The organism is Mesorhizobium zhangyense (assembly GCF_011045115.1).
Taxonomy (GTDB): Bacteria; Pseudomonadota; Alphaproteobacteria; order Rhizobiales; family Rhizobiaceae; genus Mesorhizobium_M; species Mesorhizobium_M zhangyense.
In genome coordinates, this window is sequence record NZ_JAAKZG010000030.1 from 1 (window position 1) to 20,399 (window position 20,399).

General features: G+C 62.4%; 19 protein-coding genes and 1 other RNA gene. 9 read left to right on the forward strand and 11 right to left on the reverse strand.

The genetic code is table 11. The features are described from left to right. A partial coding sequence (locus tag G6N74_RS30585; protein ID WP_205826928.1) for a hypothetical protein occupies nt 1-196 on the reverse strand: 196 nt, incomplete at its 3' end. A 534-nt stretch (nt 197-730) separates the two neighbouring features. Here G6N74_RS30585 and G6N74_RS29685 point away from each other — a divergent pair. Then, on the forward strand, nt 731-1,129 hold the full coding sequence (locus G6N74_RS29685; protein ID WP_165121600.1) for an ester cyclase: 399 nt from the start codon (nt 731-733) through the stop codon (nt 1,127-1,129). Between the two features lie 15 nt (nt 1,130-1,144). Here G6N74_RS29685 and G6N74_RS29690 read toward each other — a convergent pair whose 3' ends face one another. The 7 genes from G6N74_RS29690 to G6N74_RS29720 all read right to left on the reverse strand — a co-directional run bounded on the left by G6N74_RS29690 (nt 1,145) and on the right by G6N74_RS29720 (nt 10,640). Beyond that, nucleotides 1,145-2,086: a 2-hydroxyacid dehydrogenase gene (locus G6N74_RS29690; RefSeq protein ID WP_165121601.1), complete on the reverse strand. Its 942-nt coding sequence runs from the start codon at nt 2,084-2,086 to the stop codon at nt 1,145-1,147. Nucleotides 2,087-2,126: 40 nt separating this feature from the next. After that, on the reverse strand, nt 2,127-3,758 hold the full coding sequence (locus tag G6N74_RS29695; protein WP_165121602.1) for an ABC transporter ATP-binding protein: 1,632 nt from the start codon (nt 3,756-3,758) through the stop codon (nt 2,127-2,129). After that, nucleotides 3,755-4,891, reverse strand: a complete 1,137-nt coding sequence (locus tag G6N74_RS29700; protein WP_165121603.1) for an ABC transporter permease — start codon at nt 4,889-4,891, stop codon at nt 3,755-3,757. The genes G6N74_RS29695 and G6N74_RS29700 overlap by 4 nt, the downstream gene beginning before the upstream one ends. Further along, nucleotides 4,891-5,994, reverse strand: a complete 1,104-nt coding sequence (locus tag G6N74_RS29705) for a microcin C ABC transporter permease YejB (protein WP_165121604.1) — start codon at nt 5,992-5,994, stop codon at nt 4,891-4,893. The genes G6N74_RS29700 and G6N74_RS29705 overlap by 1 nt, the downstream gene beginning before the upstream one ends. Before the next feature lie 57 nt (nt 5,995-6,051). Then, on the reverse strand, nt 6,052-7,935 hold the full coding sequence (locus tag G6N74_RS29710) for an extracellular solute-binding protein (protein WP_165121605.1): 1,884 nt from the start codon (nt 7,933-7,935) through the stop codon (nt 6,052-6,054). Further along, complete coding sequence (locus G6N74_RS29715; RefSeq protein WP_165121606.1) at nt 7,935-9,815, reverse strand: extracellular solute-binding protein; 1,881 nt, start codon at nt 9,813-9,815, stop codon at nt 7,935-7,937. The genes G6N74_RS29710 and G6N74_RS29715 overlap by 1 nt, the downstream gene beginning before the upstream one ends. Nucleotides 9,816-9,962: 147 nt before the next feature. Beyond that, the gene (locus tag G6N74_RS29720; RefSeq protein WP_165121607.1) at nt 9,963-10,640 is read right to left on the reverse strand and encodes a c-type cytochrome; all 678 of its coding nucleotides are present in this window, start codon (nt 10,638-10,640) and stop codon (nt 9,963-9,965) included. A gap of 202 nt (nt 10,641-10,842) precedes the next feature. Here G6N74_RS29720 and G6N74_RS29725 point away from each other — a divergent pair, with 202 nt between their 5' ends. Next, nucleotides 10,843-11,571, forward strand: coding sequence for a 3-deoxy-manno-octulosonate cytidylyltransferase (locus G6N74_RS29725; protein WP_165121608.1), 729 nt, complete (start codon nt 10,843-10,845; stop codon nt 11,569-11,571). 15 nt (nt 11,572-11,586) lie between these two features. Continuing rightward, nucleotides 11,587-12,450 (forward strand): prephenate dehydratase, encoded by an 864-nt coding sequence (locus tag G6N74_RS29730; protein ID WP_165121609.1) that lies wholly within the window; start codon nt 11,587-11,589, stop codon nt 12,448-12,450. Nucleotides 12,451-12,717: 267 nt separating this feature from the next. Here G6N74_RS29730 and G6N74_RS29735 read toward each other — a convergent pair whose 3' ends face one another. Then, complete coding sequence (locus tag G6N74_RS29735; protein WP_165121610.1) at nt 12,718-13,599, reverse strand: bifunctional helix-turn-helix transcriptional regulator/GNAT family N-acetyltransferase; 882 nt, start codon at nt 13,597-13,599, stop codon at nt 12,718-12,720. A 173-nt stretch (nt 13,600-13,772) separates the two neighbouring features. Here G6N74_RS29735 and G6N74_RS29740 point away from each other — a divergent pair, with 173 nt between their 5' ends. Next, complete coding sequence (locus G6N74_RS29740; protein WP_165121611.1) at nt 13,773-14,324, forward strand: dihydrofolate reductase family protein; 552 nt, start codon at nt 13,773-13,775, stop codon at nt 14,322-14,324. An 18-nt stretch (nt 14,325-14,342) separates the two neighbouring features. Here the strand turns inward: G6N74_RS29740 and nudC are convergent, their stop codons facing one another. Beyond that, nucleotides 14,343-15,278 (reverse strand): NAD(+) diphosphatase, encoded by a 936-nt coding sequence (gene nudC, locus G6N74_RS29745; RefSeq protein WP_165121612.1) that lies wholly within the window; start codon nt 15,276-15,278, stop codon nt 14,343-14,345. Nucleotides 15,279-15,305: 27 nt separating this feature from the next. Next, a complete protein-coding gene (locus tag G6N74_RS29750; RefSeq protein WP_165121613.1) occupies nt 15,306-15,728 on the reverse strand; it encodes an HIT domain-containing protein in 423 nt (140 codons plus the stop codon). A 138-nt stretch (nt 15,729-15,866) separates the two neighbouring features. Here G6N74_RS29750 and ffs point away from each other — a divergent pair. From ffs to G6N74_RS29775, 5 genes are all read left to right on the forward strand, one after another. Then, nucleotides 15,867-15,964: signal recognition particle sRNA small type (gene ffs, locus G6N74_RS29755), an RNA gene on the forward strand. Between the two features lie 104 nt (nt 15,965-16,068). Then, nucleotides 16,069-17,871: a DNA polymerase III subunit gamma/tau gene (locus tag G6N74_RS29760; protein WP_165121614.1), complete on the forward strand. Its 1,803-nt coding sequence runs from the start codon at nt 16,069-16,071 to the stop codon at nt 17,869-17,871. A 19-nt stretch (nt 17,872-17,890) separates the two neighbouring features. Beyond that, nucleotides 17,891-18,214 carry a YbaB/EbfC family nucleoid-associated protein gene (locus G6N74_RS29765; protein WP_165121615.1) on the forward strand — a complete coding sequence of 108 codons (324 nt, stop codon included), beginning with the start codon at nt 17,891-17,893 and terminating at the stop codon, nt 18,212-18,214. Between the two features lie 182 nt (nt 18,215-18,396). Further along, a complete protein-coding gene (gene recR / locus G6N74_RS29770) occupies nt 18,397-19,002 on the forward strand; it encodes a recombination mediator RecR (protein ID WP_091917365.1) in 606 nt (201 codons plus the stop codon). Between the two features lie 24 nt (nt 19,003-19,026). Continuing rightward, a complete protein-coding gene (locus G6N74_RS29775) occupies nt 19,027-20,253 on the forward strand; it encodes a lytic murein transglycosylase (RefSeq protein ID WP_165121616.1) in 1,227 nt (408 codons plus the stop codon). Nucleotides 20,254-20,399 lie beyond the last annotated feature (146 nt).

The window sequence follows — 20,399 nt, forward strand, 5'->3', positions numbered from 1 at the left end:
GGAGGATTATGCGGGCGGCATCTTGGGGTGTGGATAGATCGGGCGTGAAAAAATGTGTGGGGTGAGGGAAAACAGTGGGTTGTGGGGAAATTGGGTGAAAATCTTTCCCCACTTTCAACGTTGGAAGTTCTGCACCGCTGTAGCCTCCACCGATGTTCCGGCATGGATCCCGGGTCTCCGCATGCGCTTCGCTCATGCTCCGCCCGGGATGACGAAGGGAGGGGTGCTGCCGCTAATCACAAACGCTCTATAAGACCAGAGACGTGACTGCTGCGCCAGCGCTGACGATTAGCGAGAGCCAAACATGCAGTTCGTCATCCCGGGCGGAGCATACGCGAAGCGGATGCGCAGACCCGGGATCCATGCCGGAACCAAGAAGAGCTTCAGCGTTGCAGAACACGCCTACACCAGGACCGGGCCGTGCTTGAAGATGTTGCGGCCAATAGATCCCGGATAACCTCCGCTTCGCTCCGGTTTCCGGGATGACGACTTCATGGTTGTTACCGCTAATCGCCAAAGTTGAACTTCGAAGCGCGGACCTCTCCTTCGTCATCCCGGGCAGAGCATGGAGCGAAGCGAGATGCGGAGACCCGGGATCCATGCCGGAACGGCGGAGAGCCTTCAGCGGTGCAGAACGCCTTGATGCCAGGACCGGGCCACATAATGCTTTGCGTGGTTGTGGTGTCCTCGCCTACCGTGCATCGGGAAGCTCGAAGAAAGGCGCACTCCCATGACGAAACCCGACCTCTCCGACATCTACCGCGGCTACATTGCCTGCCTGAACAAGCAGGACTGGGCGAATCTGGGGCAGTTCGTTCATGAGGACGCCCATTACAATGGCGAGCGGATCGGGCTGGCGGGCTATCGCGAGATGCTGGAGGGGGATTTTCGGGCGATTCCGGATCTCTATTTCGACATCAAGATGCTGATTTCGCAGCCGCCTCACATAGCAAGCCGCCTGCAGTTCGACTGCACGCCGACAGGCATCCTGTTCGGTCTCCCGGTAAACGGGAAGAAGGTCTCGTTTGCCGAAAACGTGTTCTATGAGTTTCGGGAAAGCCGCATCGAGAACGTATGGTCGATCATCGACAAGGCCGCCATCGAAGCGCAGCTTTCGGGCTCACAGTAGCGTTTCACGTATCGCCTAATACCCCGCCTCGCGGTTCACCACGTTCTGCAACGGTTCGCCGCGCTCGAAGGCGTCCATCTGCGCCAGCATCGGCGCTGCAAGATGGGCGGGGTCGGAGGTGGCACCGGAATGCGGGGTCACGAACACCTTGGGATGCGACCAGAGCGGGCTGGTCTTGGGCAGCGGCTCGACCTCGAAGACATCGAGGCTGGCTTCCTTCAGCGTTCCGTCTTCCAGTGCGCGGACGATATCGGCGTCCTTCTGCAGCCGCCCGCGCCCGGCATTGATCAGCACCGCGCCGCCGAGCCCGTTGCGCCGCCGCAGCTGGCGCAGCACGCCGTAGTCGATGATGCCCTTGGTCGCCGGCGTCAGCGGCAACAGCACGACCAGGATATCGGTGGCGTTGAGGAAGGGCACCAGCCCGGCATCGCCGTGATAGGTTTCGACGCCCGCCATCGGGCGGTCGGTGCGGCCCCAGCCATTGACGCGGAAGCCAAGCCCGAGCAGGACGCTTGCCGCCGCGCGCCCGAGTTCGCCCAGGCCCATGATGCCGACCGAAATGTCGCGCGCCAGCCGCTGCGGCGGCTCGTGCCAGATCTTCTTCTGCTGCTGGTTGCGGAAAAGCGCGCCCTGGCGGTGATGATCCATGACCCGCCACACGATATATTCGACCATATGCTGGGTGAGATTGTCGGCCACGACGCGCACGATCGGCACATCGGGCAGGCCGGGATCGTTGAAGAGGTGATCGACGCCGGCGCCGATGGAGAAGACCGCGCGCAGATTGGGCAGTTTCGCCAGGATGTTGGCCGGCTGCTTCCACACCACCGCATAGGTGATGGACGGGTCTTCCGGCCCATCCGGTTTCAGCACCACCTCGCGGCTCGCCGACAAAAGCTCATGCCACCGTTGCGGGTTGAACCCCGTGACCGAAAGCAGGATGCGGCCCTTCTCCATGCCAGACGTTTCCCTGTTCTGTTGTCTTTTCTTTGTTTGTTTATTCGCTGACGATGCCGACCGGCGCCGTCTCGATCTTGAACGCGGCCGCCATCAGGGCGCGAGTATAATCCGACTGCGGCTGTTCGAAAATCTGGCGCGAGGGGCCGGATTCCACGATCTGGCCGTTGCGCATGACGATGACGTCGTTGGCGAGCGCCCGGATGACCTTCAAATCGTGGCTGATGAAGAGATAGGCGAGGTCGTGCTTGGCCTGCAGCTCGCGCAGCAGATCCACGACCTGCGCCTGCACGCTCATGTCGAGCGCCGATGTCGGCTCATCCAGCATGACGAAACGCGGCTTCAGCACCATGGCCCGCGCAATGGCGATGCGCTGGCGCTGGCCGCCGGAAAACTCGTGCGGGTAGCGGAAGCGCGTTTCGGGATCGAGGCCGACTTCGTTGAGAACGTCGACCACGCGCTTGTCGCGCTCGGCGTCGGAGAGCTTCGGTTCGTGGATTTTCAGCCCTTCCTCGATGATGTCGGAGACCGACATGCGCGGGCTGAGCGAACCGAACGGGTCCTGGAAGACGATCTGCAATTCGCGCCGCAGCGGGCGCATGTCGTTGAAGGAGAGCTGGTTGATGTCTCGGCCGTTGAAATTGATCTTGCCGCTGGACGAGATCATGCGGGCGAGCGCCAGGCCGAGCGTCGTCTTGCCCGAGCCGGATTCGCCGACGACGCCGAGCGTCTGGCCGGCACGCACGGTGACATCGATGCCGTCGACCGCCTTCACGTGATCGACCGTCTTGCGGAAAAAGCCTTCCTTGATGGGGAACCACACTTTGATGTCCCGGCCCGACATGACCGTCTTGGCCGTGTCGTCGGCCAGCGGCGGCTTGCCCTTCGGCTCGGCTGCCAGAAGATGGCGGGTGTATTCGTGCTGCGGATTGGAAAAGATTTCCTTGGTCGGGCCGGTCTCGACGATCTTGCCCTTGGTCATGACGCAGACGCGGTCGGCGACCTTGCGCACGATGCCGAGGTCGTGGGTGATGAACAGCATCGACATGCCGTTCTTCTTCTTGAGGCCGTCGAGAAGCTCGAGGATCTGCGCCTGCACGGTAACGTCGAGCGCGGTCGTCGGCTCATCGGCGATCAGGAGCTGCGGCTCGTTGGCGAGCGCCATGGCGATCATGACGCGCTGGCGCTGGCCGCCGGAAAGCTGGTGCGGATAGGCGTCGAGGCGCTTTTGCGGGTCGCGTATGCCGACCTCGTTGAGCAGTTCCAGCGTGCGGACACGCGCCGCCTTGTCGGCCATGCCGCGATGCAGCTTGAGGATTTCGATGATCTGCTGCGAAATCGTGTGCAGCGGATTGAGCGAGGTCATCGGCTCCTGGAAGATCATGGTGATCTTGTTGCCGCGCACGCGCCGCAAATCCTTCTCGCCGAGCGCGAGCAGGTCGGCGCCGTCGAACATTATGTGCCCGGATGGGTGGCTGGCGGCCGGGTAGGGCAGCAGCTTCAGAACCGATAGCGCCGAGACCGACTTGCCCGAACCGGACTCGCCGACCAGCGCCACCGTCTCGCCCTTGGCGATGTCGAAGGAAATACGGTCGACGGCGGTCTGCGTCTTGCCGCCTTGGGTGAAGGCGACGGAAAGATCGCGTACGGAAAGGAGGGGCTGTTCGCTCATTTGAACGTCTTCCTCGGGTCGAAGGCGTCGCGGGTGGCTTCGCCGATGAAGATCAGCAGCGACAGCATCAGCGAAATCACGACGAAGCCCGACAGCGCCAGCCAGGGCGCGTTGAGGTTGCGCTGGCCTTGCTTGAGCAGCTCGCCGAGCGAGGCCGAGCCGGGTGGCAGGCCGAAGCCGAGGAAGTCGAGCGAGGTCAGCGTCGAGATCGAGCCGTTGAGGATGAAGGGCAGGAAGGTCAGCGTCGCAACCATGGCGTTGGGGAGCAGGTGGCGGAACATGATGGTGCGGTTGGGCACGCCGAGCGCGCGGGCCGCATTCACATATTCGAAGTTGCGGGCGCGAAGGAACTCGGCCCGCACCACGCCGACGAAGGCGACCCAGGAAAACAGCAGCATGATGCCGAGGAGAATAAAGAAGCCGGGCGGCAGGATCGCCGAGATGATCAGCAGCAGGTATAGCACCGGAATGGCGGACCAGATCTCGATGAAGCGCTGGAACAGAAGATCGGTCCAGCCGCCGAAATAACCCTGCATGGCGCCGGCCGAGACGCCGATGAGGGCGGAGCCGGCGGTGAGGATCAGGCCGAACAGCACCGAAATTCGGAAGCCGTAGATGGAGCGCGAAAGCACGTCGCGGGCCTGGTCGTCGGTGCCGAGCCAGTTCCAGTTGCCGATGTTGCAGTTCTCGTCATCGACCCCTTTCGGGTAGCGTGCGCAGCGCGTCTGCTTGTCGTACATCCAGGAAGGTTTCGCGGGGGCGGCCTCAGGGACTTCGTTGTTCACCGTGCGGTAGTGGTAGCGGATCGGCGGCCAGATGAGCCAGCCGTTCGACGTGATCTCGTCGCTGATCACCGGGTCGCGGTAGTCGGTGACGGCGTAGAAACCGCCGAACTTTTCCTCGGGATAGTCGATCACCGCCGGAAACAGGATTTCGCCCTTGTAGGAAGCAAGGATCGGCCGGTCGTTGGCGATGAATTCGGCAAACAGCGACAGCACGAACAGGACCAGGAAAATCCACAGCGACCAGTAGCCCCGGCGGTTGGCCTTGAAATTCGCCCAGCGCCGCTGGTTGAGCGGCGACAGCCACGGCTTTGAAACCGGGCGGGTGGTGACGTCCTCGACGACGACCATCAGACGTCCCTCCGCTCGAAATCGATGCGCGGGTCGATCCATGTATAGGTGAGATCGGAAAGCAGGCTGACGAACAGGCCGATCAGCGAGAAGATGTAGAGATTGGCGAAGACCACGGGGTAGTCGCGGTCGAGGATCGACTTGTAGCCGAGCAGGCCGAGCCCATCGAGCGAGAAGATGTTTTCGATCAGCAGCGAGCCGGTGAAGAAGGCCGAGATGAAGGCACCGGGAAAGCCGGCGACGACGATCAGCATGGCGTTGCGGAAGACGTGGCCGTAAAGCACGCTGCGTTCCGTCAGGCCCTTGGCGCGAGCGGTGACGACATACTGCTTGCGGATCTCGTCGAGGAAGGAGTTCTTGGTGAGCAGCGTCAGCACCGCGAACTGCGACAGCACCATGGCCGTCATCGGCAAGGCGAGGTGCCAGAAATAATCGAGGATCTTGCCGCCCCACGATAGCTGGTCCCAGTTGTCCGAGGTCAGGCCGCGCAGCGGGAACCAGTCGAAGAAGGAGCCGCCGGCAAACAGAACCATGAGCAGGATGGCGAACAGGAACGCTGGGATGGCGTAGCCTATGATGATGATGCCGCTGGTCCAGGTGTCGAAGGTCGAGCCGTCCTTGACCGCCTTGCGGATGCCGAGCGGGATCGAGATCAGGTAGGAGATGAGCGTCAGCCATATCCCCAGCGAAATCGACACCGGCATTTTCTCGAGAATGAGGTCGAGCACGCCGATATCGCGGAAATAGCTCTGGCCGAAATCGAAGCGGGCGTAGTTCCACAGCATCAGCCCGAAACGTTCGAGCGGCGGCTTGTCGAAGCCGAACTGCTTTTCGAGCTTGGCGATGAATTCGGGGTCGAGCCCCTGAGCGCCGCGGTATTTCGAAGAGGTCACGCCGCTGGCGTCGAAATTGGTGACGCCGGCATCGGCGCCACTGCCGCCGGAGATGCGATCGCTCGAATCGCCACCCTGTCCGGTCAGCTTGGCAATCACCTGCTCGACCGGGCCACCCGGCGCGAACTGCACCACCGCAAACGAGATCGCCATGATGCCGAGCAGCGTCGGGATCATCAGCAGAATGCGCCGGAGGATATAGGCGCCCATCAGGCAAATCCCATCGAGGAACTAGAAGGGGCGCAGTCCCTTCCCAAAACTATAAACCTAGGCTTTGCCAATCGCTGCCGCCTTGTCCTTGTCAAACCACCACATCGCTTCGACCGGAAAGCCGAAATCGGGTTTTGGCTCCTTGTAGCCGAACATGTCCCAGAAGGCTGCCCGGTGATTCGCCAGATACCAACTTGGAATCCAGTCTTGCCGCGCGCGCAAGACCCGGTCGAGTGCGCGCAATGCCGTCGTCAGCGTTTCGCGGTCGGTCGCGGTGCCGGCAGCCTCGACCAGCGCATCGATGCCGGGATCGGCCGTTCCGGGCAGATTGCGTGAGCCGGGAAGGGTGGCTGAGCGCGAATGGAAAATACCTTCCAGGCTTTCACGCGTTGGCGTGGCGTCGAAGGACACCGCCATCACGATCAGGTCGAAATCGAATTCTGCCTGCCGCGCTCCATATTGTGCCGAGTCGACGCTGCGAATCGAGGCATCGATGCCGATCGCCTTCATGTTCTCGATCCAGGGCGAGGCGATCCTGATCCAGCCTTCGTCATCGACGAGAAGTTCCACGCTGAGGCTTTCGCCCTTGTCGTTGGCGAGGAATTGGCCCGAGCGTTTCCAGCCGGCCTCGGTCAGAAGTTTTGAAGCAGCACCCAGCAGCTTGCGGTCGCGGCCCGAGCCGTCGGACACCGGCAGAACCACGGCCTCGCCGAAGGCCTCGTCCGGTATCTTGCCGCGCAGCGGCTCCAGCAGCGCCAGTTCTTCCGGTGAAGGCATGCCCTCGGCACGATAGTCCGACTTCTCGAAACAGGACTGCGAACGATCGTAGGAGCCGTAAAACAGGTTGCGCTTCGTCCATTCGAAGTCGAAGCACATGTTGATCGCCAGCCGCACGCGCCTGTCGCGGAAGCGCTCGCGGCGCTGGTTGATGGCGGTGGCCTGCATGGAGGGCCGCTTTTCGGCCGGGAACTCGCGCTTCACCACCTTGCCCTGGTTGAGGGCGGGAAAATCGTAGCCTGTCGCCCAGACGCGGGCGGTGAATTCCTGCCGGTAGAGCACGTCACCCTTCTTGAAGGCTTCGAAGCCGGCCTGCCGGTCCTGATAGAACTCGATGCGGATGCGGTCGAAATTGTAGAGGCCGCGATTGACCGGAAGGTCGCGGCCCCAATAATCGGCAACGCGCTCAAATTCGATGGTCTGGCCGGGAGAGACACGGCCGACCTTGTAGGGCCCGGAGCCGAGCGGCGGCTTCATATTGGCGCTGTCGAAGGAATTGGCCTCGAAATAGGCTTTCGACACGATTGGGAAGCCGGCCACATTGAGGATCGTGCGGGCGGATTGCTTGCCGTTAAAGCTCAGTCTCAGCGTGTGGGCATCGACGGCGACGGCTTCGGTCATCTGGGCCAGCGGCAGAAGCAGGTCGGGGTGGCCCTTGTCTTTGTAGATGTTGAAGGTGAAGGCGACGTCCTCGGCCGTCAGCGGGGTGCCGTCATGGAATTTCGCCTCGGGGCGCAGCGCGAATTCGAATGTGTTGCGGTCGTCCGAAAGGGTCACGCTCTCCGCGAGCAGCCCGTAAACGGCGTCTGGCTCATCGAGCGCGCCGGTCATGCCACCGGTCATGAGTGAATCGAAGCACATTTCCATGCGCGGCGGCGCGTCGCCCTTGGCAGTGAACGAGTTCAGCGTGTTGAAGGTCAGCGGGCTCTGATTGTAGAACCAGTTGGGCGGCGAGAAATTGAAGATGCCGCCCTTCGGCGCGTCGGCGTTGACGTAGTCGAAATGGGTAAAATCCGCCGGATATTTGAGGTCGCCGAAGGCTGATAGCCCGTGCAGCTTGGTATCGGTGGGCGTTTCGGCGAAGGCAAGGCCGGGCAGCAGGGGCGCTGCAATGGCCGATGCGGCCCCGGCCAGAAATGTTCGTCGAGCGAGCCTTGCCGCCATCAATTTCCGCTCTTGTATTTTGCGGCCAGCGCTTTTTCCTTCTCGGGATCGATCCACCAGGAATCGATGTCGGGACCGACATAGTCAGGCTGCTTGTCGGGGACGCCGAATTTGTTCCAATAGGCCAGCCAGACATCCGGCCGGCTGAACTGCGGCATGTAGTAGTAGTTCCACAGCAGCACCCGGTCGAGCGCATGGGTGGCGGCGACGAGGTCTTCGCGGTCGGTGGCAAAGATGACCCGCTCCACCAGAGCATCCACGGTCGGGTCCTTGATGCCGGAATAGTTTCGCGAGCCGGGCTCATTGGCTGCCTTCGAATTCCAATAGTCGCGCTGCTCATTGCCCGGCGAACTCGATTGCGCAAGAACCGTGCTTATCATGTCGAAGTCGAAATCGTTGACGCGGTTTATGTACTGGCTGGTGTCGACAATGCGCAGCGAGGCGGTCACGCCGATCTTGCGCAGCATGGCGATGTAGGGGTTGATCGTCGGCTCCACGCCCTGCCGGAAATCCAGGATTTCTAAGGTAAACGGTTCGCCCTTCTCGTTGGTCATCTTGCCGTTCTGGATCTTCCAGCCGGCTTCGGCAAACAACGCGATCGCTTTGCGCAGGTTTTCGCGCTCGGACTGCGGCGTCTCATAGACCGGCAGCTTGAACTCCTGTGTAAACAGTTCCGGCGGCAGCTTGTCCTTGTACTGGTTGAGGATCTCCAACTCCTTGCCCTGCGGCAAGCCGCTCGAGGCAAGCTCGCTGCCGATGAAGTAGCTGTTGGTGCGAACGTTGAGGCCGAAGGACTGGGTACGGTTCATCGTCTCGAAATCGAAGGCGTAGGTAAGCGCCTCGCGCACGCGCCTGTCCTGGAACAGTGGCCGGCGCAGGTTCATCGCAAAAGCCTGCATGTTCTGCAGGCCCGTCGCCTTGAATTCCCGCTTGATGACATCGCCGGCGTTGAGCGCCGGGAAGTTGTAGACGGTCATCCAGCGGCGCGCGCTGGCTTCCCGCTCGATGTCCTCGATGCCGCCCTTGGTGAAGGCCTGCCATGCGGCGGTTTCGTCAAGGAAGTACACGTAGCGGCGGCGGTCGAAATTGTTGCGCCCGACATTGACGCCGACAGTGGCCGACCAGTGGTCGGGAACACGGCTCCAGATGATTTCGGAGCCTGCCTTGAAGCTCTCGATCTTGTAGGCGCCTGAGCCGAGCGGTGCTTCCAGCGTCGGCTTGGTGATGTCGCGCTTCTTGCCGTTCTTGTCCGTGCCTTCCCACCAATGCTTGGGCAGCACGGCGAGGTCGCCCATGATCTTGGGCAGTTCGCGGTTGCCTTTCTGGTCGAAGCGGAATTCCACCTCGCGATCCGAGATGGCGACCGCCTCCTTCACATTGACGTAATAGCGGCTGTATTGCGGGCTGTTGGCCTTCAGCGTGTTGAACGACCAGATGACATCTTCGACGGTGATGGGCGTGCCGTCGTGCCATTTGGCGCGCGGATCGAGCCGGTAGGTCGCCGAGGAATAGTCGTCCGGGTATTTATAGGCCTCGGCGATCATCGCATGGCTGACGCCGGGCTCGTCGATCGACTGCTCCATCAGCATTTCATAGAGCAGGCCGCCACCGAAGGGGGCGAAGCCGGCCGCAGGCGATCCCTGCACGATATAGGGGTTGAAGCTGTCGAACGTGCCCGTCGCGATGCTGTTCAGCGTGCCGCCCTTGGGGGCGTTCGGGTTGACGTAGTCGTAGTGCTTGAATTCGCTGCCGTATTTGGTGTCGTCACCGAGCGTGGACGATGTCCGCCATTCGTCGGCCGATGCCGAAAGAAGACTTGCCGCGAGCAGGGCCGGTAGAAGCCCGAGTTTGCCGATCGTTCGCGTCAATCCTGCCTTCATCGTCATCCTTTCCGTCAGGTCTTCAGTGTAGGGCGTGGCGCCGCAATGGAAACCATGTTTGTCCAGTATTCGCGACCATATGCGAAAACGCTAACAAAAAAGCCGGGCTGAACCCGGCTTTTTCATGATTGTGCGATGATTATTTCGTTACTGCGCCGGAGCGGCCGGTGCTGGAGCCGGTGCCGTGCCTTCCGCGGGTGCCGCAGGAGCCGGAGCCGCAGGGGCGGCACCTTCGGCCGGCGCGGCAGGAGCTGCACCCTCAGCCGGGGCTGCGCCTGCTTCAGGCAGCGGCTTCGGGCTGTCCGACAGCGTACGCAGATAGGCGATCAGGTTGGCGCGTTCGTCGTCCTTCTTGATGCCGGCAAAGCCCATGGCCGTACCCTTCACGAAGCCCTTGGGCGAGGTGAGGAAGTGGTTGAGGTTGTCGTAAGTCCAGTGGGTGCCACCGTTCTTCGAAAAATCCTTCATGCCGGCCGAGTAGGCAAAGCCCTCATGTTCGCCAACCGGGCGGTCGACGAGGTCCCAGAGATCGGGGCCGACCTTGTTGGGGCCGCCCTTTTCGCCGGAATGGCAGGCCGTGCACTTCTTGAACACCGCTTCGCCGGCCTTGGCGTCGGCGGTTGCGAGCAATTCGGCGATCGGCTTGGCAGCCGGCGCTTCGGCGGCACCGCCGGCAGGGGCTTCCTCGGCCGCTTCGACGATGAAGCCGGGCTTTTCAGGCGCGGGCGAAGCGAAAATCGCATCGGACGCGAGGGAGATCGAAAAGACGACGAAAACGGTAGCCAGGAGGCCGCCGATCAATTTGTTGAATTCGAATGAGTCCATTCGCCCCAGTCTCCCTTGGCCGGCTTGCCAGCGGAAGTGTCGCTTCCGGTTGCCGACGGCATTGCGTCCCCACCGGTCGGGACCGGCAGAATTGGGCGGAAACTAGGTCTTTTGCTCGACCGTTGCAACACCTATAAGGGCGGTGCCAGTGAGACCTTTTGCCACTTTAACCTCTGCCCTTTCGGATCGATTTGTAGCTTCCATGTCACCACTCATCCTGATTCCCGCGCGAATGCGCGCCACGCGCCTGCCGGGCAAGCCGCTCGCCGACATCTGCGGCCGCCCGATGATCGTCCATGTCGCCGAGCGCGCCAGGGAAAGCGGACTGGGCCGCGTGGTGGTTGCCACCGACACGGTAGAGGTAGCGGACGTGGTTCGCGCCCATGGTTTCGAGGCCGTCATGACCCGCGTCGAGCACGAATCGGGCTCCGACCGGATATTCGAGGCGCTGACGACGGTTGATCCCGACGGCGCGGTTGAAACCATCATCAACGTCCAGGGCGACCTGCCGACGATCGACCCGAAAACGATCCGCGCGGCCCTTGCCCCTTTTGAGAACCCGGCGGTCGATATCGCCACGCTCGGCGTCGAAATCACCCGCGATGACGAGAAGACCAACCCCAACGTGGTCAAGATCGTCGGTTCGCCGCTTTCGGAAAATCGCCTGCGCGCGCTGTATTTCACCCGGGCCACCGCGCCCTGGGGCGAGGGGGCGCTTTTCCATCACATCGGGCTCTATGCCTATCGCCGCTCGGCACTGGAGCGCTTCGTCAAGCTCAGGCCGTCGCCGCTGGAAAAGCGCGAGAAACTTGAACAGCTGCGCGCGCTGGAAGCCGGCATGCGCATCGATGCCGAGATCGTGGCGACGGTGCCGCTGGGCGTCGACACGCCGGAAGACCTCGAACGCGCCCGCGAAATTCTGTCCAGATAAAGACAAGGCCTGACCATGCCCGACAAGACCAACCGCATTTCCTTCCAGGGCGAGCCCGGCGCGAATTCCGACACCGCCTGCCGCAACGTCTATCCCGACATGGAGCCGTTGCCGTGCCCGACCTTCGAGGATGCGTTCAACGCGGTCGAAACCGGCAAGGCCGATCTCGCCATGATCCCGATCGAGAACACGATCGCCGGTCGCGTCGCCGACATCCACCACCTGCTGCCCGAATCGAAGCTGCACATCGTCGGCGAATATTTTCTGCCGATCCATTTCCAGCTGATGGTGCTGCCGGGCGTGAAGCGGCAGGAGATCAAGACGATCCACAGCCACATCCACGCGCTCGGCCAGTGCCGCAAATACATCCGCAAGAATGGCTGGAAGCCGGTGGTCGCCGGTGACACGGCAGGTGCTGCCAAGCTGGTGGCCGAGGTGAAGGACCGGACGATGGGCGCTCTGGCGCCGCGCCTCGCGTCCAGCCTCTACGGCCTCGATATCCTGGAAGAGAATGTCGAGGACACCGACAGCAACGTCACGCGCTTTGTCGTCCTGACCAAGAACAAGCAATGGGTGGAGCGCCCGAGCCCCGATGCCAAGATGATGACGACCTTCGTCTTCCGCGTCCGCAACGTGCCGGCGGCGCTCTACAAGGCCATGGGCGGCTTCGCCACCAACGGCATCAACATGACCAAGCTGGAGAGCTACCAGCTCGGCGCCTTCACCGCGACGCAGTTCTACGCCGACGTCGAAGGCCACCCGGAAGACCAGGGTCTTAAGAACGCGCTCGAGGAGTTGCGCTTCTTCTCCAAGGAAGTCCGCATCCTTGGCGTCTACCCGGCGAATGACGAGCGCCAGAGCTGGAATGCGATTGACTGAGCTTAAGGCGTCTTAGGCTATCGCATAGGAAGGCCGCCCGCCCCTAACCCCTTCCCATAAAGCGGAGGGCTGTCGCATAAGAATTCGACCCCCACTCCGTCTCGGCTTCGCCGAGCCACCTCTCCCCCGATCGACGGGGGAGAGGAAACGCCGTCCGCAAGGCTGGCACCCCTTCCTCTCCCCTTTTGAGGGGGAGAGGTGGCGCGCGAAGCGCGACGGAGTGGGGGTCGACTGTGCCGTACGCGATTGCCCTGCTAAGGCGATGATCTACAGCCGCTTCGCGAACCAATGATCGGCGTAGGGATTGTCGTTGTACGGCTTGATTTCCGCATAGCCATCGCGCTTGTAGAGCGACTGCGCTTCCCTAAGCGCGCGGTTGGTGTCGAGATAGACCGTTTGCGCGCCCAGCTCGCGGGCTATTTCCTCCAGTTTATGGAGCATGCGGCCGGCAACGCCGAGCCCGCGCGCGGAAGGCGCTACCCACATCCGCTTGATCTCCGCCGTCGCGGCATCGAGCATGCGCACCGCGCCGCAGCCGGCAGGGCTGCCGTCCAGCCTGGCGATCAGGAAGCTGCCGTGTGGACGGATGAACTCGCTGCCGCTCACGCTGTTTCCCTTGCTGGTGTCGAAACCTTCTTCGAAGCGCGTTGCCAGCTCCTCGATATACAGCGCCATGCATTGCTGGGCATCAGCGCTGTTGGCATCTTCCTCGCCGATGGTGACGGCGGCGGCGGTAAGCAGGCGCTCGACCTCCGCCATCGCGGCAACGAGCCGATCCTGCGCTGCCGGCGAAAGCGGTTCGAGAATGGAATTGGCCAGATCGTCCGACAGGGCGTCGTAAGCCGCGTGCTCAGCGCGGCCTTTTTCGGTCAGCGTGGCAAAGCGGCTGCGGGCGTCGCCGTCTAGCTTGTCGACGGAAGCGAGGCCGTGCGTTTCGAGCGAACGCAGCATGCGGCTGAGATAGCCTGAATCCAGCCCCAGCCGGGAGCGGAGCGCACCAAGCCCCGCACCTTCCGGCCCGATCTCGAAAAGCAGCCGCGCTTCGCCGAGCGGGCGACCGCGGCGCAGATAGCTGTCTTCCAGCACGCCGATGCGGCGCGTCACTGTGCGGTTGAAACTGCGGATCTGGTCGACTTGCAATTTGCTCATTACCTGACTTTAGTCAGGTAATTTGCGAAGATCAAGATTTATCTGACATTGGTCAGGTAATCTGCCGGCGCAATTCCCTGCTCGATGCGTGTAAAAACCGGTTGCATTCCACTATCAGTTTGCTACAAAGAAAACCGATTTGGTTTTGCAACCGGTTTTGGAGGAATGGAAAAATGGCAAAGCTTATCGTTTGGAACCTCGTCACGCTGGACGGCTATTTCGAGGGCGACAAGAAGTGGGATCTCGATTTCCACAACACCGCCTGGGGGCCGGAGCTCGAGAAAATGTCGCTGGAGTTCGGGAGCAGCGCCGAGGCCCTGATATTCGGCCGCGTGACCTATGAGGGCATGCGCGACTACTGGACGACCACGACGGATGAAGGGCCCGTCAAGGACTTCATGAACGCCTTGCCGAAGCTGGTGGCGTCGCGCACGCTCACATCATCGAACTGGAACAACACGCGGGTGACCTCCGACATCGGCGGCGAGATCGCCAGGCTCAAAGCGGACGCCGAGCGTGATCTCTACGTCTTCGGCAGCGCCGACCTCATCCATTCGCTGCTGGAGCAGGGGCTGGTCGACGAGATCCTGTTGTGCGTCGTGCCGCGGCTTCTTGGATCAGGCACGCTTTTGTTCAAGAAGGGTGCTCGCCACGAGCTCACTCTTACCGAATCGCGGCCGCTTTCGAACGGCAGCCTCATCGTCCGGTATTCCGTGTCGAAATAGGCTGGAAGTTCGGTCGGTTCAGCTCTCGGCCCACGCCCTAATCAGGTGATGCGCAATCGCGGACTTCGGCGGCACGACCACGCCGCCGGCATGGTTGCCCGCCAGCATGTCGCGGACCTCATCGCGGGAAAACCAGCGGCAGTCCTCGAGCTCGGCATCGATGCGGATGTCTTCGTTGAGCGCCTCGCCGAAGCAGCCTATCATCAGCGAATAGGGAAACGGCCAAGGCTGGCTTGCGTGATAGACGACGCGGCCGAGCCTGATGCCGGCTTCTTCCAGCGTCTCGCGCCGCACCGCCGCTTCGATCGTCTCGCCGGGCTCGATGAAGCCGGCGAGGGCCGAATACATGCCGGGCGCGAAATGCCGGCTGCGCCCGAGCAGGCATTTTTCCGGCGTCACCGTCAGCATGATGGCGACCGGATCCGTGCGCGGAAAATGCTCGGCATTGCAGTTCGGGCAATGGCGCTTGTAGCCGCCAGCGCGCATTTCGGTCTCGTGGCCGCAGCGTCCGCAGAATTTGTGCGTCGAATGCCAGGCGAGCAGGGCGGCAGCCTGGGCCATGGCGCCCACTGCCGACGGGTCGATGAGGCCTTGCATGTTGATCGAGCGGTAGTCGATCGCTTTCACCGTCTCGGGAAGTTGCTCGATGTCCAGCCCGGCCGGGGCCGCCAGCACCGGCCCGGCTTCCGAAAAGCCGAGCAGGATCGCCTGATCCAGCACCGGGCTGAAGGCGGGGATTTCGTCGGTGCTGAAATACCCGTCGAACGCGCCGTCCGCCAGTTTCAGGAAAAGCCGCCCGTCGCGCACCAGCATCAGCCGCGCGGTCGGATCGGCCAGCGCCTTGCTGGCCGAATCGTCGCTGCGGTGTTCCGACTGGCGATCTATGAGGTTGCCGGCAAAGCCGACGAATTGGCTCGCTTCGCGCTCAGGCGCGTCGAATAGACGAAAAGTCATGCAGGGTCCGAATGATGGCTCAAAAGATTACTGTAATGCCGACCGTATCTTCTCGCAAAAACCATGCAGGTCGGACCGTTTATAGGGTTCGCGCATGCCGTAGCCCCAGACGGGACCGGGCCAGCCGGCGTCACCTTCGGACCGCGCGATGACGTGGACATGAAGCTGACGCACGATATTGCCCAGGGCGCCGGTATTGATCTTGGTGCAGTCGGTGCTCTTCTTGAGGGCCTGCGCCACCGTGTTGCATTCGAAGGTCAGCATCGCCTGGTCGAGCGGCGTCAGGTCGTGGACTTCTTCGATGCCGGGGCGTTGCGGCACGAGGATAAGCCAAGGCCAGCGGCTGTCATTCATGATGCGCAGCTCGCACAGACCGAGCCACATCAGGGGCTCGCTGTCCGCCTCCAGTCGGGCGTTCAGCTCAAATCCGGCCTTCAGGCCAGGCATCATTGGCGTTTCCTCGAATTTTGCGTGGAGGCTAGAGTGCTGGCAGGCGGCCCGCAAGGGGTTCATGAGCCGTAAAAGCTTTTGGCGGGTGCTTTTGCCTTCGCTCTTGCAATTAATCGCGCAATTGCCGATATGAGAGCCGGGAGGTTGGTGGTGGACGATCCACTCGCCAACCGGGTCAGGTCCGGAAGGAAGCAGCCCTAACGAGCCCGGAACGGGTCATGTTCCAGCCTCCCACCTTCTTCGCCCTTCTTCCGCGACATTGACGGCGTCAAGCCGTGCGGGCGAAACTCTGTCCGAGGAATCGGTCGCACCCGAGCGGCCAAGGGAGCAAGCCAGGCGGATGAGCGAAGCCGGAAACCAACCATCAGGCAAGACCGCCGCCTACCGCGTGCTCGCGCGCAAATACCGTCCCAACGATTTCACCGGGCTGATCGGCCAGGAGCCGATGGTTCGCACGCTGACCAACGCATTCTCCTCCGGCCGCATCGCGCAGGCCTGGATGCTGACCGGCGTTCGTGGTGTCGGCAAGACGACGACGGCGCGCATTCTGGCGCGCGCGCTCAACTACAAGACCGCCGAGGTGAACCAACCTTCGGTCGATCTGACCATTCCCGGCGAGCACTGCCAGGCGATCATGGAAGGCCGCCATGTTGACGTGATCGAGATGGACGCCGCTTCGCACACCGGCATCGACGACATCCGCGACATTATCGAGCAGGTGCGCTACGCCCCGGTCTCGGCGCGCTACAAGGTCTACATCATCGACGAAGTGCACATGCTCTCCACGCAGGCCTTCAACGGCCTGCTCAAGACGCTTGAAGAGCCACCGCCGCATGTGAAATTCATCTTCGCCACCACCGAAATCCGCAAAGTTCCGATCACGGTGCTGTCGCGCTGCCAGCGTTTTGACCTGCGCCGCATCGATGCGTCGATGATCAAGGCCGATCTCGGCCGTATCGCCGGGCTGGAAAGCGTCGAGGCCGAGGATCAGGCATTGGCAATGATCGCGCGGGCCGCCGAAGGGTCGATGCGCGATGCCCAATCGATCTTCGACCAGGCTATCGCCCACAGTGCCGGAAAGGTCACCGCGGAAGCGGTGCGCGCCATGCTGGGGCTGGCCGATAGGGCGCGGATCGTCGATCTGTTCGAGAACGTCATGAAGGGCGATGCGGCCTCGGCCATTGGCGAGCTGCGCGCGCAATATGATGTCGGCGCCGATCCCGTAGCCGTGCTCAACGACCTCGCCGAATTCAACCATCTGGTCACCCGGCTACGTTTCGTGCCGTCTGCAGCCGACGATGCCTCGCTTTCCGAAGACGAGCGCGTGCGCGGGCTGGAATTTTCGCAGACGCTGTCCGTGCGGGTGCTTTCGCGCACCTGGCAGATGCTGCTCAAGGGCATTCCCGAGGTGCAGTCCTCCAACCGGCCAATCAGTGCCGCCGAAATGGTGCTGATCCGCCTTGCTCACGCCGCCGACCTGCCGACACTGGACGAGGCGCTGAAATCGCTCGGCGATGGCACAGCTTCCAATGGTGCTGCGCCGCGTCCGTCCACGTCTTCGGCACCTTCCGGCTCCGGCAATGGCGCAAGTGCCGTTTCGCAGGCGCGGATGCCGTCTAGCAATGGCGGCGGCCAGACGATGCGGCTGGTGGCAAGTGAACCCGAAGCTGCCCCGGCAGCCTTCGTGCCTCCTGTTGTGGAAGAAACGCCCGCCGTCCCGATCAAATCGCTGGCCGATGTCGCAAACCTTTGCGACGCCAATCGCGACATGGCGCTGAAGGTGCAGGTCAAGCGCTGCGTGCGTCTCGTCAAGGTCGAGCCTGGCCGGCTCGATGTCAGCCTGACGCCGGATGCGCCAAAGACCCTGCTGAACGACCTGACCGTGAAGCTGAAGGCCTGGACCGGCCGGCACTGGATGGTGTCGCTGTCGCGCGAGGAAGGCGGGCAGACGCTTTCCGAGATGGAAACGGAAAAGCGCGATAACGCTTTCTCGGATGCCAAGGCCGACCCGACGGTCGCCGCCATCCTCGCCCGCTTCCCGGGCGCCAAGATCATCGACGTGCGCATCCCCGATGCGCCGGATACGGAAGCCGATGCCGACATGCCGGCCGAGCCTCCGATCGAAGACGACGACGAGAACTGACGAACAAAGGATTGAGATCATGAAGGATCTTCTCGGCCTTATGGGCAAGGCGAAGGAAATGCAGGCCAAGTTCCAGGCCATGCAGGAGGAAATCGCCACGCTGGAGGCGACCGGCCAGTCCGGCGGCGGCCTGGTAAATGTGACGATTTCGGGCAAGTTCGAAATGAAGTCGCTGAAGATCGACCCGTCGCTGTTCAAGGAAGACGATGTCGAGATCCTCGAAGACCTGATCCTCGCCGCCCACAACGATGCCAAGGTCAAGGTCGAGACGGTGATGCAGGAAAAGACCAAGGCGCTGACGGCAGGATTGCCGATTCCGCCCGGCATGAAGTTGCCGTTCTAAAGCCGCCCGCAAATTCTACTTGGCCGGCCACCTGACGCGGTTTTCTCCGCTTCCGATGCTCACGGACCCGAATGTCCGCTCCGCTTCGGTTCTCGAAAACCACGCCATCTGACTCGGCCAAGCGAATTTTCGAACAGCTTTAACACTGGTTCGACGGCCCGGACTTGCGCTAAACCATCTCCATGTCCAAGCGAATCGCCGGCCCTGAAATCGAACGCCTGATCCAGCTCCTGGCCAAGGTGCCGGGGCTTGGGCCGCGTTCGGCGCGTCGGGCGGCGCTCCATCTCATCAAGAAGAAGGAGCAGCTGCTGGTGCCACTGGCCGACGCCATGGGCGAGGCGGTCGACAAGGTCCGCATCTGCTCCAATTGCGGCAATGTCGACACCGTCGATCCCTGCACGATCTGTACCGACCCGCGCCGCGATGGCGCAACGCTGATCGTGGTCGAGGATGTCGCCGATCTCTGGGCGCTGGAACGCGCCGGCGCCATGAACGCGCTCTATCATGTGCTTGGCGGCACGCTCTCTCCGCTCGACGGCATCGGCCCGGACCAGCTCAACATCAAGCAGCTCGTCAGCCGCGTCTCCGAGGGCGAGATCAAGGAAATCATCATCGCCGTCAACGCCACCGTCGAGGGCCAGACGACGGCGCATTATCTCACCGACCAGCTCGCCGATTTCGGCGTCAAGATCACCCGGCTGGCGCATGGCGTGCCGGTGGGCGGCGAGCTCGACTATCTCGACGAGGGCACGCTGGCTGCGGCGCTGAAATCACGGACGGTGTTTTGACAGGATTTGGGGCAGGAACCAATGATGAGATATCTCACCGCGATCTTGTTCTCCCTCGCCGTAGCCTTTGCTGCCTTTCCCGCCTCCGCCGCCAAGATCGACGACCAGTTCCAGGCGTGGCTCAAAACCGATCTCTGGCCGGAAGCCAAAAGCCGCGGCATCTCGCAAAAGACCTTCGACGCTGCCTTTGCCGGTGTTTCGCCCAATCTGAAGCTCCCCGATCTGGTGATGCCGGGCACCAAGCCGAAGACGCCGCAGAAGCAGCATCAGGCCGAGTTCGGCTCGCCGGGCAGTTATTTCGCGCCGATCGGCAACGTCACCGCCGGTGGCCGCTCGCGCGCCGGGCAATATGCCAAGACGCTGGCTGCGATCGAGAAGCGCTATGGCGTGCCGGGCGAGGTGGTGCTGGCGATATGGGGCCGCGAGTCGGGCTTCGGCACGGCCAAAATCCCCTACAACGCCTTCGAGGTTCTGGGCACCAAGGCGTTCATGGCGACCCGCAAGGAGATGTTCCGAAAGGAAGTGCTGGCTGCCCTTGAGATCGTCCAGCGCGGGCTTGCCGATCCCGGCCAGATGAAATCGTCGTGGGCCGGCGCGCTCGGCCAGCCGCAATTCCTGCCGACGTCTTTCCTCAAGCATGCTGTCGATTTCGATGGCGACGGCCATCCAGACATCTGGAACTCCGTCCCCGACACGCTGGCCTCCATCGCCAACTACCTTGTCAACTATGGCTGGGTGAAGGGCCGCGACTGGGGTTTCGAGGTTACGGTGCCGGACAGCGTCACCTGTTCGCTCGAAGGGCCGGACCAGGGGAAAAAAATATCGCAATGGACGGCGATGGGCATTGCCCGCATCGGCGGCAAGCTGTTTCCGGCCAACGAGCTGAAGGCGGAAGGCTTCCTGCTGATGCCAGCGGGTCGCAGCGGCCCGGCCTTTATCGTCACGCCGAATTTCTATGTGCTCAAGGAATACAATATGAGCGATCTCTATGCGCTGTTCATCGGCCACGCTGCCGACCGCATCGCGCATGGCGACAAGGGTTTTTCCGGTGCCTGGGGCAAGGTCGGCGGGCTCTACCGCTCGGATGTGGCAGCCATGCAGCGCGGGCTTGAAAAGGCCGGCTACGATGTCGGCAGCGCCGACGGCCTGCCCGGCTTCAAGACGCGCCGCTCGATAGGCGTCTGGCAGGCGAAGAATGGGCGTGCTGCGACGTGTTATCCGGATAAGGGGTTGGTCGAGGCGATGCGGTGATTTCTTCCTTCTCCGCGTAAACGGCAGGGTAATCGCCTGTAGAATTCGACCCCCACTCCGTCGCGCTTCGCGCGCCACCTCTCCCCCGATCGACGGGGGAGAGGAAACGCCGTCCGCAAGGCTGGCGCCCTTCCTCTCCCCCTTGC